We start from the raw sequence: 15365 nt of genomic DNA on the forward strand, positions 1-15365 counted from the left end.
GCCTTGCGGGGCAAATTTAAGGGGAATCTAGATGCTCAATCGATATCGCTCGCGCTTGCTAGCCTCGACCTTGCTGGTCGGCGCCGCGCTTGCTTCAAGCCCGGCATTTGCGCAGGACGCGACCATCGCGCCTCAGGAAACACCGCCGGCCACTGACTCCAGCGCTGGCGGCGACATTGTCGTTACCGGTTCGCTGATCACCAATCCGAACCTGACTGCCTCCAGCCCGGTCACCGTGATCGGCCAGCAGGAAATGGCTCTGCGTCAGACCAACACCGCGGAAGAAATCCTGCGCGACCTGCCGGGCGTGGTGCCCAGCATCGGTTCGGCGGTGAACAACGGCAATGGTGGTTCATCCTTCGCCGATCTTCGTGGTCTCGGCAACTTCCGCAACGTGGTGCTGCTGGACGGCAATCGCATCACGCCGTCGAGCAAGGAAGGCCGCGTCGATCTCAACAACATTCCGCTCGCGCTGATCGAGCGCGTCGATACGCTGACCGGCGGCGCTGCCACCACTTATGGCGCAGACGCGGTGTCGGGCGTCATCAACTTCATCACGCGGAAAGATTTCTCGGGCATGGAGGCATCGGTCTCCAACCAGATCACCGAACGTGGTGACGGGCATTACTTCCGCGGCGATCTGACCGTTGGCGCCAATTTCGACGATGGTCGCGGTAACGCGGTGCTCTCGGTCGGCTATCAGAAGTCCGATCCGGTCTATCAGGGCGCGCGCAAGATCTCGCAGAATAACTACACCTCGACGACGGGCCATAAGGGCGGTTCGGGCACTACGGTGCCCGCGCGTTTCTTCGTTGAAAAGGGTGCAAACCCCGATACCGTCCCGTTCGACAAGGCGCAGTTTTTCTCAATCCAGCCCGCCAGCGGTTCTCTTCGTCCCTATGCCGGGACCGATGGGTTCAACTTCAACCCGTACAACGTTTTCCAGACGCCGTTCGAGCGCTTCAACATCTTCAGCTCCGCGCGTTACGAAGTATCTGACAATATCGAAGTCTATGCCCGCGGCATGTTCTCCAAGAACCGGGTCAAGACCATCATCGCCCCCTCGGGGATTTTCGGTCAGCTGCTCACCATTCCGGTCAGCAACCCGTATCTGCCGGTTGCCGCGCGGAACCTGTTCTGCCAGCGGAACGATTTCGACCCGAACACCCCCGGCATTCAGCCACTTAACGATGCACAATGCGCGGCAGCAGCTGTTGCCACTAACCCGAACGACCCCAATTTCCGGACATTCACCACCACCGTGGGCCGGCGTACGACTGAAGTGGGGCCGCGGCTTTCCGAATTCGTGACACAGCACTTCGACTATCGTGCCGGTGTGAAGATCGGGGTTACCGATTCGATCTCGCTCGATGTGTCGGGTGCCTATGGTGAGTCCGAGAACCGTCAGACCCAGTCGAACTATGTGCTGATCTCGCGGCTGCGGACGGCGGTCTACACCACCAGCACGACCAGCTGTAACCTGGGCTCATCGCCGACGGTCAATAATCCCAACCCGGCGCTACCGCCGCTCGCTACGGCGGGCGCAGGGGTCACCGCCGGATCGGGTTGCGTTCCAGTCAATATTTTCGGCGCGGACGGCTCGATTTCACCGAACCAGGTACCGTATCTGACGGCTTCGGCGGGTACCTCGCAGGAGACCTCGCTGGCACAGGCTCGTGCCCTGCTCAGCGGCGACCTGGGCTTCTCGATTCCGGGCGCCAGTGACCCGGTCGGCTTCGCGCTCGGCGCCGAATATCGCAAATATACCGCGCGCCAGACGGCCGACTCGCTGTCCCAGACTGCCGGCGAACTCGGCGGTGCCGGCGGTGCCGTGCCGAACTTCGAGGGCGGTTATAATGTCAAGGAAGTGTATGGCGAACTTATCGCGCCAATCATGTCCGACAAGCCGTTCTTCCACAGCCTCTCGCTGGAAGCGGGCGTCCGTTACTCCAGCTATTCGGTCAACGCGCCGAACAACCCGAGCTACAGCACGACCACCTATAAGGGGGGCGGTACCTGGGAGCCGGTCGAAGGCTTCAAGTTCCGCAGCAATTATCAGCGCGCTGTTCGTGCGCCGAATATCGCCGAGCTGTTCTCGCCGACTAACACCGGCCTGACCAACTTGGGGGTAGATCCGTGCCGTGGCTCCAACGCGGCAACCCAGGCGGGGAACGCGGCCTATAACCCCAAACTTGTTGCGGTCTGCCTCGCGCAGGGTGCGCCATTGTCGTCGATCGGCGCGATTGCCAATCCGACTTCGGGGCAAGCCAACGCGACGACGGCTGGCGGTACCTATTTGCGGCCGGAGACCTCAAACAGCTTCACTGCAGGTGTGGTGCTGCAGCCGCGCTTTATTCCGGGGCTTTCGATCACGGCTGACTATTACAATATCAGCATCAAGAATGCGATCTCGCAGCCGACGCCGGGCGACCTCATCACGGGTTGCTTCGGTAACAACACCGGTTTCGCGGCAAACGTGGCCAACCCGATCTGTGGTCTGTTCACGCGCAACCCGGTCACCGGCGGCCTCGACGGTGATCCATCGACTACCCCCGGTCTCATCTTCCCGTCGTCCAACTCGGGGCATGTCCTGACCGACGGTATCGATCTCGGCATCAACTATCGCAAGAATTTGGGTTTCGCGAAGCTCAATATGAGCTTCACCGGCAACTGGACGCGCCGGTCGATCTTCCAGGCGCTGGTGCCTGGATCGATCATTCCCCCGGGCTACCGGGGGGCGGGCGGCCCGCTGCCGGTTACGCTGCGGCGCGAGTGCGTCGGCTTCTATAGCCAAAACTGCGGCTCGCCGGGTTCGGCAGGCCCGTCGTCATCGGCAGGGTCGCTGCAGCCGGAATTCACCTGGAGCCATCGCACCACGCTGACCTTCGGCGATATCGACTTTTCGGTTCTGTGGCGTCATCTCAGCGCCATGAAGGCAGAGCCGGGCACCACGACCTTCAAGGGTATCATCGGCGCAGACCGGCCTGCTGGTACCTCTGGTGTCCTGGAAGGGCAGAAGGTCGATTTCGGCAAGATCCCCGCCTATAACTACTTCGATCTGGCGGCGCGGTTCGGTGTTGGCGATCATCTCGACCTCACCTTCACGGTCATGAACCTGTTCGACAAGGCTCCGCCAATCGTCGGTGGCACCATCGGATCGACCTCGTTCAACAGCGGCAATACCTATCCGTCGACCTACGACACGCTGGGTCGCCGCTTTGCAGTTGGTGCCCGCGTCAAGTTCTGAGGCAGGCATTTCGCGAAAAATCGGGGGGCGAGCCGCAAGGCTCGCCCCCTTTTTCTTGTAATCAGCGATTGGGCGCGTTGATCGAATACGCACGCCGGAGGCGGACAAGCATTGGGTGCGGCCTGGGACGGCTCGTCATTGAGCGATCGTCGGCATGATCGGCGCGCCGATTCAACCTGATTGTGAATCATGCAAGCGTGGCGGCAGACGGGAAGCCATCCGGCTCTCCGCCCCGCTCTTTGATATGACTGGAAGAATATGCGCGATTCCCGCCGGCTGATCCGGCGAGAACAGCATGCTGTTCCGTGCTGTTATGCGCGCTGTTCCATGCTGTTATTCAATAACAGCATGGAACAGCGCAAGGCTTTGGAAATGATGTGGAAATTCGGACCTGAAATCCAACTTAACAGCATGGAAAAAAATCTGCCGGAATAACAGCTTGGAACAGCGGGAAAACATGCCGGGCCTTTGCCGCGACTCGCGCTCCGGCCCCTAGGCGTCGGAACCGAACCGTGCGATCCACGGATCGAGGATAGGCAATACCGGGGCGAGCGCGTCGGCATAGCGCCGCCATTGGCCACCCCCATTGTAGAGCCCCTTGCGAACCTGGGTCTCGCTCGCGGTTCGTACACCACGCGACTTGGCGGTGCGATCGAACCGGGTGAATTCGTCGGTCCATTCAAGGCCGATGAAATCGGCCAGGGCATGCACGGTTGGTTCGAACTCGGTGACGAGCCGATCATAGCGTACTTCATGATATGCCAGCGGCAAAGTCTCGCGACAGCGGTCGATCAATCGCATCAGCGCGTCATAATGGCGCGCCGCTTCGGTCAGGTCGCTGAGTGCCCAGGCCGCTGTGCCGGGTGTAAAGCTGATCCGGAAGCAGCTCAGCATCACGTCACGCGGATCGCGTCGCATGATCACGATTCGCGCATCTGGAAACAGGCGCGCGATGATCGGTAGCTTGAGCCCGTTGAACGGGTTCATATCGACCAGCACCTTGCCCTCGACCGGGCCGCCAAGCTGGTGGACTCTTTCCCAATAGGTCGCGCGTAGTCGCTCGACCAGGGCCGGATCGAGTGAATCGAGCGGCGGCATCGTCCCGTCATTGGCGAGCAGCGCCGCGTCGATATCGGCCAGCGTGTCGCGCTCCTCGAGCGCGACAACGCCGGGCGCGCTGGCAAGGACGTTCTCGATCAGCGTCGTGCCGGACCGTGGATAGCCGAGCAGGAAGACATGCATGTCGGCGGCGCCGGCGACCGGCGACTGAGGCGCCGGAGGGGGTATGGCGCCGGCGCTCTCGACCTGCGCCATGATCTTCTCGATAAACGATCGGTGCGATGGTCGGCTGCGGCTGGGTTCGAGTTGCGGTCGATAGATTTCGCGGAAGCTGTGTTGCGCGCGCTGATAGGCAGCGAAAGCTTCGGCAGTGCGATCCTGTCGATCGAGTGCGTCGCCGAGCAAGGTCAGTGCGCGTGTCCGGTCGTCGGGCGCCAACTTGGTCGCCAGCAGCGGCTCGAGCCGCGCCACGGCACTGGCGCCGTCTCTTGCCTCGATCGCCAATAGCGCCAGGGCGAATATGACTGATGGTTCCGCGGGATTCAGCGCGAGCGCGCGGTGCGCGTAAGTCTCGCTCGCGGCGGTATCGCCGCGGCGGGCGGCGGCGTCGGCCAGCTTCCCAAGCGCAGGGGCAAGAGTCGGTTCGATCGCCAGCGCGCGCTCATAGCTTTCGATCGCGGCTGCGTCCGCGCGCAGGGCGTCGAGAACATAACCCCGTTCAAGCCATGCGGCCGCGTGGCGCGGCTCGGCTGCCACGACGCGATCGAGTATGGTCAATGCCTCTTCCGGATAGCCCTGTTTGCGCAGAACGGCGGCGATCGAGCCCAGAATCAGGACATCGCCCGGCGCGAGCGCGAGCGCGCGCTTCAACAGCGCGTGCGCGCCGCCATAGTCGCCGGCCTCTTCCTTGCGCCAGGCGGCGAGATTCAGCACCAGCGTATCCACATGCCCGGCGGCGAGCGCGGACGCCGCGATCTTCGCGGCTTCCGCCACCTTCCCTGCGGTAAGCGCCTGCTCGATGCGCGGCCGATACATATCGGCGCCTCGCGCCTCGCGGCGCCGCTTCACGACCTTAATTGACATTAGTGTCAGACGATCCTTACCATTGCCCCGGCACAGCATATAACATCGTTTTTTCAATGGAGGCATTTGTCGTGTTGGGATTGATTGCATTGCTCCTTGTCACTGCCGGGAACCCTGGCGATCAAAGCACGCCGAAAGCGCGAGAAGGAGAGCGGGCCTCGGATCCGTCGGACAAGATGATCTGCAAGCGCTTCGTTGAGACGGGCTCGCTCGTTCGCGCTCAGCGTGTCTGCAAAACCAAGCGCGATTGGGAGCGTGACCGCGCAAATATCCGTTCCGAGCCGGGTATCGATTCGTGCCGCGCGCGTGCGAACGGCGGGGCGTGCTGATCGATTAGCCGACCAGCGGTGCCGGCGGCGTCGGGCTGAAACCGGCGCCGGCGGCGACCGCTTCCGCCCATAATGTCACCTTGTCGATCTCATCGGCATGGATTTCGGCCGCGTCGCGATGTTCGCTGGCGCGGTTTTCGGCGTCGAAAGCGGTACCGAACTTCGAATGCGTGCTGAACGCAGGGCCTGTGGCGATTGCTTCGATCACCGCGGCATCGACTGGCCGGTCGAACAGCGCGGCCATTGCGGAAAGCGCGGCGCGCGGATCGGCCATCAGCGTCGTGCTGTCGAGCGTCCGCACGCGATCCGCCCCAAACCGCTCGACCAGATGCGTGAACAGCTTCTGGTGCGCGAGCCAGCCAACCGCCGCGACCTGCAGGTCGGTCTGGCCAAGATGGTCGCGCGCGGTGAAGCCAAGATCGATCAGTCCATCGTCGATCATCCCGGTCAGCAGCGTCCGCACCCAGAGGCGCCCGTCCAGCCCCTTCTTCGCGATCGACGCGAGATAGGTGGGAAGCGGGGCGTACATCAGCACCGCGCGCGCCTCGGGACGCAGCGTCAGCATTGCCGATGCCAGGCCGTTCACGGCGGTCGACGGTTTGACGATCACCGCCTCGCCCGGTGCGAACGGCCGCGACAGAAGCGACAGCATATCGTCGAGCACGCTCGCCATGTCCGGCCCTTTGCCGCCGCGACGGCGCCAGCCGATAATGTCGTTGAGGACGACCGGCTCCTTCAGGCCCATTGCCCAGCCGGGTCGGTCGACGGCGCGCGCCAGCAAGGTCGAACAGCAATAAGCCGAATGAAACAGGAAATGTAACGGCGCCCGGACCGGCCTGGCGCGCATGGCGTCGCTGCGTCTCACCACCAATGGCTCGAGACCGTCCGGCAAATATTCATCGGTCAGGAAGGTCGCCTTGCGATGCGCGGCGCGCGGCACGGGCAGCAAGTGAACCGCATCATGCCCGGGATCGTAGCGATGGGCGAGCCAGCTGGCATCGCCTGTTGCGGCGGCGATCGACATCGGGGGACGCATCGCGTTCGAGTGTGGGCAACCAGGACCGCGTTGTCTAGCTGTCACCGCGTCGATATGCAGTTCGGATGGACCAGGCGCAAATTCAGCAGATGATTACGACGGCGGTGCAGGAACGCCGCGCCGGCCGGGGTGAAGAAGCCGCCCGGTTGTTTCGCGAAGTTGTCGCACGTGCGGGCGAACAGCCATTGGCGCTGAATGCGCTGGGGCTGCATGCACTGGCGCAGGGCGAATTCGCGGAGTCCGAGGCGTTGTTGCGGCGTGCTATCGCTGCGGATTCCAGCGCGCCGGAGCTTTGGATGAATCTCGCCAAGGCAAAGCGGGAACAGCGCGACGACGCGGGTGAGGAAGAGGCGCTACGCGGCGCTTTGTCGATCGATCAGCGTCACTTCATGGCGCTCGTTAGGATGGCCGAACTGCTGGAGCGGCGGGGCGACGAAGCGGGGGCTGCGGACCGTTGGAATGGCGTGCTGGCGATGGCGCCGATGATCGAGGAGCGCTCGCCCGCGCTCGACATCATGCTGGAGCGCGCCCGCGACTATGTCGTCCGGCAGCGCGAAGGATTTGCCGGTGCCGTCGACCAGGGGCTGGCGGCGGCGCGCGGCACTGTCGCCCCGGCGGCGCTCCGTCGATTCGACGCCTGTATCGATCACGCGCTGGGCCGGCGTGAAATCTACGCCAACCATTGTGCCGGGATGCACTTTCCGTTCCTGCCCGCCGACGAGTTTTTCGCGCGCGAACATTTCCCCTGGATCGAGGCGATCGAGGCGCAGACCGAGGTCATCCGTGCCGAGCTCGAGGCGGTTCTGGCCGAGGATGCCGCGGCGATTCGTCCCTATGTCGCAATGGAGCCGGGCACACCGACCAATAAATGGTCGCCGCTTGACCATTCGCTCGATTGGGGCGCGATGCATCTGTGGAAGGATGGGCGGCGTGACGATGCGGTGTGCGCGCGGGTGCCCCGCACCGCGGCTGCCGTCGAGGCACTGCCATTGTCGGATTTGCCCGGGCGCACGCCGACCGTGTTTTTCTCGCTGCTCAGGCCGGGCGCACATCTCCCCGCGCATACTGGCGTGAGCAATGTGCGCTCCATCATCCATCTGCCACTGATCGTTCCGCCGGGCTGTACTTTCCGGGTCGGTGGCGAGACGCGGGCGTGGCAGGCCGGTCAGGCCTGGGCGTTCGACGACACGATTGAACATGAGGCCTGGAATCGATCCGACCAGGTCCGGGCGATCCTGATCTTCGATGTGTGGAACCCCTATATCGCGCCGGTCGAGCGCGACCTGCTGCGCCGTTTCTACGCCGTGGCAGCGGAGGCAAAGGGCGCGCCGATAGCGGCGATCAACCTCAGCGAATGAGTGCCGATTCGACCAGCGCAGCCTCGGGTGAGGGGCTGGCGGCGTGGCGGGCGACCCACGCCTCGGCGACATCGAGTTCGGCGGCGATCGCTTGCTCCACTTCGGCGCGGCGCGCGATCCGCGCGGCATTGTCGAACGGCAGTGACGGGTTCTTCGAATAAGTGGCGAACAGCGGGCCGGCGACGGTCGTGTCCACTATGGCATCGGATATCGGTATGCCGAAATGCCGTGTGGCCGCCTTCAGCACCATAGATGGCTCCGCGAAGAAGGTCTCCGCATCGAGGGTCCGGGCGTGCGGCATGCGCCCTAATGCCTTGGTGAAGCCATCGACCTGGGCGAGCCACAGCGCTGCCGCGAGTTCCGCGTCACTCAGCTGCGATAGATCGCCGAGATATGGGGCAAGCTGGCTCGTGACATTGCGCAGCCAGGTCCGGTGATTGTCGTTGCGCAGAATTGCCAGCAGATATCCGCGTAGCGGGAGATACAGCATGATGGCGCGCGCCTCGGGGTCCGTCTCCGCCAGTTGCGGCAGCAGGAAGTTCACCGGTACGTTCGCCTTGACCAGCGTAGGTGCATCGGCGCGATAGCGCTTGCCGATCATCGCCGTAACGAGGGCAAGCCGCTTGGCGTCAGGATTGAAGGCCGTCTGGCGCAATGCCCGGGGCTCGCGCAGCACCAGACTGGCTTCCGGGTCGTCAAGCGCGCGCGCGAGCAGGGTGGAGCCGCAATGCGCCACGTGGAAGATCCAGCCAGTCGGCGCCGGGGTTCGCGATTCCCGTATAAGCGCCGCCACCGGGAGCTTCATCGACTGATCGGCAGCAGGCGAGATGCGATCGTCGAGGAAGATCGATCGATGATAAGCGGCGCGATCCATCGGCATGAACAGCGCTTCGTCCCCATCGAACGAATGGAGATAGTGATCGGGCGAGGCGAACAGGTCGTCGAGCGTCAGGGTCATTGCGCATCGCTATAGCCTGGGGTTTCCAGTGCGGCTATCCTGACGCAATCATGCCGCATGTCGATCTCCCAAAGTCCGGTCAGCCCCATGTCGTGGTCCAACCGGCGAACGAACAAAAGATTGCCGATGTTGACCCGGACCTGATCATCGATCTCTACAAGGCGCATGGCGCGATATTATTCCGTGGTTTTGGGATCGATGTCGTTGATTTCGGCGGGTTTTCGAAACAGTTTTGCAGTACGTCCGTGGTCAATGAAAGCCCTGGGCGGGCCCCGGTCGACCCGGCGGCGAACGTGCATACGGTTGATCGTGGCACAACGGCCTTTGCGCTCCATCCCGAATTGTCGCGCGAGCCGTGGAAGCCCGACGTGGCCTTTTTCGGATGCCTCGCGGCCCCCAGCCGAGGCGGCCAGACTGTAATCTGCGACGGGGTCGCAATGGTGCATCACATGCCCGAAGCTTTGCGCCGCTTGATGGAGCCGCGGCGCCTGCTCTACATCAAGCCGACCTGGCCTTCATTGCTCAAATACTGGCTCGGTACGTCGAACCCGACCGATGCGCAGATTGCCGCACCACCGCCGCAATGTCCTTATTTCTTCCGCCGCTATCCCGACACCGGTATCGTCCGCGTTTTCACACGCCCCGCGCTGCACAAACCGATGTTCATCGACGCACCGGCATTCGGCAATTTCCTGCTGTTCGCGCGTTTCAACCACGGCCGGCCCGATCATCCGGTCCTCGACGATGGGCATCCGATGCCCGAATCATGGTTGCAGGCAATCAAGGCAACCGGTGATCGGTTGAGCGTCGAGATCGGGTGGCGCCCGGGCGATGTGCTGATGCTCGACAACACGCGATTCCTGCATGGGCGAACCGAGATCATCGATCCTGGCGAACGGTTGATCCTGACCTATTTCGGCTATCTCAACTTCGCGATTCCCAATCCCGAGGAGCCGGTGAACCCGATCTGGCGGCGCGAGGATTTCGAGCCGCCGTTGCGGCCCGATCACCCGCGCTACCAGGAATTGCCGGGGGATTGATCAGGCGACGGTCAGTTTCAGCGCCCCATCACCCTCATCGACCTTGACCGTCGCGCCGTCCTTCACCTCGCCGCGCAGGATGAGATCGGCGAGCGGGTCCTGCAGGTACCGCTGCACCGCCCGCTTCAGCGGCCGGGCGCCATAGACCGGATCATAACCGACCCGTCCCAGCCATGCCCGCGCGGCATCGGTCAGGTCGAGCGTGACCTTGCGATCGGCAAGCAGCTTGCCGATCCGGCTGACCTGGATATCGACGATCGGCGCCATCTCGCCCTGGCCGAGGCGATGGAACAGGATGATCTCGTCGAGCCGGTTGAGGAATTCGGGGCGGAAATGGCCGCGCACGATCTCCATCACTTGCGGCTCGACATCGCTCACCGGCTGACCATCGGCCAGGTTGGTGAGATATTGGCTGCCCAGATTCGAGGTCAGGATGATCAGCGTGTTGGAGAAATCGACCGTGCGGCCCTGCCCGTCGGTCAGGCGGCCATCGTCGAGCACCTGGAGCAGGATGTTGAAGACATCGCCATGCGCCTTCTCGACTTCGTCGAACAGGATGACCTGATAGGGCCGGCGCCGCACCGCTTCGGTCAGCACGCCGCCTTCCTCATAGCCGACATAGCCGGGAGGCGCACCGATCAGCCGGGCGACGGCATGCTTCTCCATGAACTCGCTCATGTCGATGCGCACCATTGCCGACGGGTCGTCGAACAGAAATTCGGCCAGCGCCTTGGTCAATTCGGTCTTGCCGACACCCGTTGGCCCGAGAAACAGGAAAGACCCAAGCGGACGATTTGCTTCCTGTAGTCCGGCACGCGCGCGACGTACCGCGGTCGATACGGCGCGCACGGCCTGTTGCTGGCCGATCACGCGCTTGCCGATCGCTTCTTCCATGCCAAGCAGCTTGGCGCGCTCGCCCTCCAGCATCCGATCGACCGGAATGCCGGTCCAGCGGCTGACCACGCCGGCAATGTCGTCGGCGGTCACTTCCTCGCGCAGCATCGCGCCCTTGGTCGCGCCAGCCGCCTCGTCGAGCTGGCGCTGCAATTGCGGGATCGTGCCGTAGGACAGCTCGCCCGCCTTGGCGAGATCGCCGGCACGTTGCGCCTGGTCGAGTTCGAGCCGTGCGGCGTCGAGCTTCTCCTTGACCTTGGCCTCGGCCGAGATCTTGTCCTTTTCCGCCTGCCAGCGCGTGGTCAGTTCGGCGGATTGCTGTTCGAGATTGGCGAGCTCGCCCTCCAGCGTCGCGAGCCGGTCGCGCGACGCGGCGTCACTTTCGCGCTTCAAGGCCTCGCGTTCGATCTTGAGCTGGATGATCCGCCGGTCGAGCGTCTCGATTTCCTCGGGCTTGGATTCCACTTCCATGCGGATGCGGCTTGCCGCCTCGTCCATCAGGTCGATCGCCTTGTCGGGCAGGAAGCGATCGGTGATGTAGCGGTTGCCGAGTGTCGCCGAGGCGACGATCGCCGCATCGGTGATGCGCACCCCGTGGTGCAGCTCATATTTCTCCTTCAATCCGCGCAGGATCGAGATCGTGTCCTCGACCGTCGGTTCGCCGACGAACACCGGCTGGAAGCGCCGCTGCAGGGCCGGATCCTTTTCGACATGCTTGCGATACTCGTCGAGCGTGGTCGCACCGACGCAATGCAGCTCGCCGCGCGCGAGCGCCGGCTTGAGCAGGTTCGACGCGTCCATCGCGCCTTCGGATTTGCCCGCGCCGATCAGCGTGTGCATCTCGTCGATGAACAGGACGATATCGCCGTCGGCCGATTTGACTTCATCGAGCACGCCCTTCAGCCGCTCTTCGAACTCGCCACGATATTTCGCGCCGGCGATCAGGCTGCCCATGTCGAGCGACATCAGGCGACGGTCCTTCAACGTGTCGGGCACATCGCCATTGGCAATGCGCAGCGCGAGGCCCTCGGCGATCGCGGTCTTGCCGACGCCGGGTTCGCCGATCAGCACCGGGTTGTTCTTGGTGCGCCGTGCGAGAATCTGGATCGTGCGGCGAATCTCCTCGTCGCGGCCAATGACCGGATCGAGCTTGCCGTCGCGCGCTGCCTGAGTCAGGTCGCGGGCGAATTTCTTCAGCGCATCGAAGCGGTCCTCCGCTCCCGCGCTGTCGGCAGTACGCCCGCCGCGCACCGTGTTGATCGCGGTGTTGAGCGCATCGGCGCGAACCCCCGCCGCCTGCAGCGCCTTGCCCGCGGCAGTGTTGAGCGACAGGGCAAGCGCAACCAGCAGCCGTTCGACCGTAACGAAGCTGTCGCCCGCCTTGGCGGCGATCTGTTCCGCCTGGTCAAGCACGCGCACTGCGTCGTTATCGAGCCCGGGGGTCTGCTGGGCACCGCCGCCCGACACGACCGGGATCTTCGACAAGGCGAGATCGGTTTCACTCACCGCGCGCTTCGCATCGCCGCCCGCCGCGGCAATCAAACCCGCCGCCATGCCCTGCTCATCTTCCAGCAGCGCTTTCAACAGATGCTCGGGCGCAATGCGCTGGTGGCTCATGCGGATCGCGACGGTCTGCGCCGATTGCAGGAAGCCCTTGGCGCGGTCGGTGAATTTCTCGAGGTTCATGTTGCTCCCATCTTCACTTGCTCGTGCGATATAGTGTTGCACTTATGCAACACAACCCGTCCGGCCGCCGCTTTGCCGTGATGATTGGAGCGTAACGCATCGCGCGCTGCAAGATGTCTCGAATACGCCATGCAACTGGCATCGAACTGTCATCGCGCCTGCGTAATTGTGCAACGCACAAAGCCTAGGCGGCGAGCGACGCGCAACTGCGCGCCTCGCTCTGCCCAAGGGGATTTCATAATGCGTGTTCTCACCGCTTGCCTGCTTGCCGGCACCGCGCTTGGCTGGCCGCTCGTCGCCAATGCTGCCGTCGCTGATGATGTCGCTGCTGCACCGGTTGCGCCAGCCGCCGACTCCGGCCCGGCCGAGCCCGAGGCAAATGCCCCCGAGGGCGATATCATCGTCATCGGCCGTGGTGAGACCCGCCAGGTGCAGCGTTTGGGCCAGGATGACATCTCGATCCTGGCGCCGGGCACCAGCCCGCTCAAGGCGATCCAGAAACTGCCCGGTGTGAACTTCCAGTCGGCCGACCCCTTCGGCGCCTATGAATGGTCGCAGCGCGTCTCGATCCGTGGTTTCAACCAGAATCAGATCGGCTTCACGCTCGACGGCATTCCGCTTGGCGACGGCACCTATGGCAACACCAACGGCCTGCATATCAGCCGCGCGATCAGCTCGGAGAATATCGGCGAAACGCGTGTGTCGCAGGGCTCAGGCTCGCTCGGGACTCAGGCGACCAATAATCTCGGCGGCACGATCGAATTCTTCTCGTCCGATCCGAAATCCGATTTCGGCCTGTCGCTCAATGGTACTTATGGCAGCAGCAACACGGTCCACGCCTTTGGCCGCCTCGACACCGGCGAACTCGGCGACAACGGTCCCAGCGCCTATGTGTCGTACAGCTATCTCGACACCGGCAAATGGAAGGGCCGCGGCGCGCAGCGCCAGAACCAGGTCAATGCCAAGTTCATCGCACCGGTCACCACGGACTTGCGCGTGGTCGGCACCTTCAATTATTCGGAGCGCCGCGAGGAAGATTATCAGGACATGTCGCTCGATATGATCAAGCGGCTTGGCTATCGCTGGGACAACATCACTGGCCAATATCCGCTCGCCGTGCGGGTTGCCGATGTTGCGAACAATATCGATAATGTAAACAACACGACTGGTGCGCCGGGGGCCGACGGCTTGTCGGACATCACTGGGCTCGCCCCGTCCAACCCGTCCGCAGGCAAGGTTTTCCCGGCGCCATTCGGCTCCATCGACGATGCCTATTACGACGCGGCGGGCCTGCGGAACGATTATGTCGCCTCGCTTGGTATCGAGACCCGCAAGGACGCGAAGATTCATGGCCAGCTCAAGGCCTATTATCACGACAATCGCGGCCAGGGCATCTGGTTCACGCCTTATGTGCCATCGCCTTCCGGCGTGCCGATCTCGGTCCGGACGACCGAATATAATATGCACCGCAAGGGCGTGTTCGGATCGCTTGGTACCGATCTGGGCGCATTCGGCGACATCACCGTGGGGGCCTGGTACGAGCGCAACGATCTGCGCCAGGCACGTCGCTTCTATGGGCTCGACAGCCGTATCGTACCGACACGCACTGCGCTTGAGTTCCAGAGCGGCGCGTTCGCGACGCAATGGGACCTGCGCTACAAGACCGACACCGTGCAATATTATGTCGAGGACAAGATCGCGATCGGTGATCTGACCATCAATCTTGGCTGGAAGGGCTTCGATGTCCGCGGCAGCTCGGATGCGATCATTGCCGGGCCGCTCGCGACCGGCAAGGTCAAGACCACCGACTGGTTCCAGCCGCATGCCGGCTTCACGTACAAGCTGAGTGAGCGCGCCGAGCTGTTCGGCGGTTTCACGCAGGTGACCCGTGCCTTTGTTGCCGCCGCCACCAACGGGCCGCTGGCGACCAGCCAGGCCGGTTTCAGCAAGCTCGGCGATCTCAAGCCCGAATCCTCGGACACCTATGAACTTGGTGCGCGCGGACGTTCGGGCATCTTCACCGGTTCGCTCAGCGGCTATTATATCGATTTCCGCAACCGCTTGCTGGCTTTTGCCAATGGCGCGGGGATTCTTGGCAACCCTGCAATCCTGCAGAATGTCGGCGGCGTTCGTTCATACGGCATTGAGGCGACCGGACAGGTCAAGCTGCCCGGCGGGTTCGGGGCGTTCGCATCCTATGCCTATAACAACTCGACCTATCGCAACGACGTGTTCAACGCCGATGGGTCATTGGTCGGTGGCGTGGGCATCAAGGGCAAGACGGTGGTCGACGCACCGAAGCATATCGCCTCGGGCGAGCTGACCTATGACAGCAACCTGTTCTTCGGCCGGCTCGGCGCCAATTACATGAGCAAGCGCTACTTCTCCTACAGCAACGACCAGTCCGTGCCGGCACGGGTGTTGTTCGACGCGACGGTCGGCGTGCGGATGAAGGTCGCCGGGGATCGCCAGGTCGAATTGCAGGTCAATGGCACCAACCTGCTCGACAAGAACTATATCGCGACGATTGGTTCGAACGGTTTCGTCCAGAAGGGCGATAGCCAGACGCTCCTGATCGGCGCACCGCGCCAGGTGTTCGTGACACTCAAGGCCGGGCTCTGATCCACCTTCTCAACCCCTCCCGCACCGGGAGGGGTTGAGAAGCATTCCGCCTG

At 63.2% G+C, this 15365-nt stretch carries 9 protein-coding genes; 4 read left to right on the forward strand and 5 right to left on the reverse strand.

All coding sequences use genetic code 11. The features are described from left to right. Positions 1–31 precede the first annotated feature (31 nt). Positions 32–3247, forward strand: a complete 3216-nt coding sequence (locus OO12_RS21745) for a TonB-dependent receptor domain-containing protein (protein WP_034160851.1) — start codon at positions 32–34, stop codon at positions 3245–3247. Positions 3248–3739: 492 nt separating this feature from the next. Here OO12_RS21745 and OO12_RS21750 read toward each other — a convergent pair whose 3' ends face one another. Continuing rightward, complete coding sequence (locus tag OO12_RS21750) at positions 3740–5389, reverse strand: tetratricopeptide repeat-containing sulfotransferase family protein (RefSeq protein ID WP_034160852.1); 1650 nt, start codon at positions 5387–5389, stop codon at positions 3740–3742. A gap of 333 nt (positions 5390–5722) precedes the next feature. After that, entirely contained in the window at positions 5723–6742 is a 1020-nt protein-coding gene (locus OO12_RS21760) for a hypothetical protein (RefSeq protein WP_034160854.1), read from the reverse strand. 77 nt (positions 6743–6819) lie between these two features. Here OO12_RS21760 and OO12_RS21765 point away from each other — a divergent pair, with 77 nt between their 5' ends. Further along, a complete protein-coding gene (locus OO12_RS21765) occupies positions 6820–8112 on the forward strand; it encodes an aspartyl/asparaginyl beta-hydroxylase domain-containing protein (protein ID WP_082006715.1) in 1293 nt (430 codons plus the stop codon). Here the strand turns inward: OO12_RS21765 and OO12_RS21770 are convergent. Continuing rightward, the gene (locus OO12_RS21770; protein WP_034160855.1) at positions 8102–9070 is read right to left on the reverse strand and encodes a hypothetical protein; all 969 of its coding nucleotides are present in this window, start codon (positions 9068–9070) and stop codon (positions 8102–8104) included. The two genes, OO12_RS21765 and OO12_RS21770, sit on opposite strands and share 11 nt — an antisense overlap. Beyond that, entirely contained in the window at positions 9067–9237 is a 171-nt protein-coding gene (locus tag OO12_RS29190) for a hypothetical protein (protein ID WP_235364964.1), read from the reverse strand. The genes OO12_RS21770 and OO12_RS29190 overlap by 4 nt, the downstream gene beginning before the upstream one ends. On the opposite strand from OO12_RS29190, the gene OO12_RS21775 reads away from it, so the two are divergent. Then, positions 9163–10110 carry a TauD/TfdA family dioxygenase gene (locus OO12_RS21775; protein WP_235364963.1) on the forward strand — a complete coding sequence of 316 codons (948 nt, stop codon included), beginning with the start codon at positions 9163–9165 and terminating at the stop codon, positions 10108–10110. The genes OO12_RS29190 and OO12_RS21775 overlap by 75 nt on opposite strands. On the opposite strand, the gene clpB is transcribed toward OO12_RS21775, so the two are convergent. After that, positions 10111–12690, reverse strand: coding sequence for an ATP-dependent chaperone ClpB (gene clpB, locus OO12_RS21780; RefSeq protein ID WP_034160857.1), 2580 nt, complete (start codon positions 12688–12690; stop codon positions 10111–10113). It lies immediately after the preceding gene. Positions 12691–12930: 240 nt separating this feature from the next. Here clpB and OO12_RS21785 point away from each other — a divergent pair, with 240 nt between their 5' ends. After that, positions 12931–15312: a TonB-dependent receptor domain-containing protein gene (locus OO12_RS21785; RefSeq protein WP_034160858.1), complete on the forward strand. Its 2382-nt coding sequence runs from the start codon at positions 12931–12933 to the stop codon at positions 15310–15312. Positions 15313–15365 lie beyond the last annotated feature (53 nt).

Source organism: Sphingomonas sp. ERG5, from assembly GCF_000803065.1.
Taxonomy (GTDB): Bacteria; Pseudomonadota; Alphaproteobacteria; order Sphingomonadales; family Sphingomonadaceae; genus Sphingomonas.

What these genes read in the sequence shown, in the direction of transcription:
- OO12_RS21745 (WP_034160851.1), top strand. Translation starts at nt 32, where the DNA reads ATGCTCAATCGATATCGCTCGCGCTTGCTAGCCTCGACCTTGCTGGTC.
- OO12_RS21750 (WP_034160852.1), bottom strand. Translation starts at nt 5,389, where the DNA reads ATGTCAATTAAGGTCGTGAAGCGGCGCCGCGAGGCGCGAGGCGCCGAT.
- OO12_RS21760 (WP_034160854.1), bottom strand. Translation starts at nt 6,742, where the DNA reads ATGTCGATCGCCGCCGCAACAGGCGATGCCAGCTGGCTCGCCCATCGC.
- OO12_RS21765 (WP_082006715.1), top strand. Translation starts at nt 6,820, where the DNA reads ATGGACCAGGCGCAAATTCAGCAGATGATTACGACGGCGGTGCAGGAA.
- OO12_RS21770 (WP_034160855.1), bottom strand. Translation starts at nt 9,070, where the DNA reads ATGACCCTGACGCTCGACGACCTGTTCGCCTCGCCCGATCACTATCTC.
- OO12_RS29190 (WP_235364964.1), bottom strand. Translation starts at nt 9,237, where the DNA reads ATGCGCCTTGTAGAGATCGATGATCAGGTCCGGGTCAACATCGGCAAT.
- clpB (WP_034160857.1), bottom strand. Translation starts at nt 12,690, where the DNA reads ATGAACCTCGAGAAATTCACCGACCGCGCCAAGGGCTTCCTGCAATCG.
- OO12_RS21785 (WP_034160858.1), top strand. Translation starts at nt 12,931, where the DNA reads ATGCGTGTTCTCACCGCTTGCCTGCTTGCCGGCACCGCGCTTGGCTGG.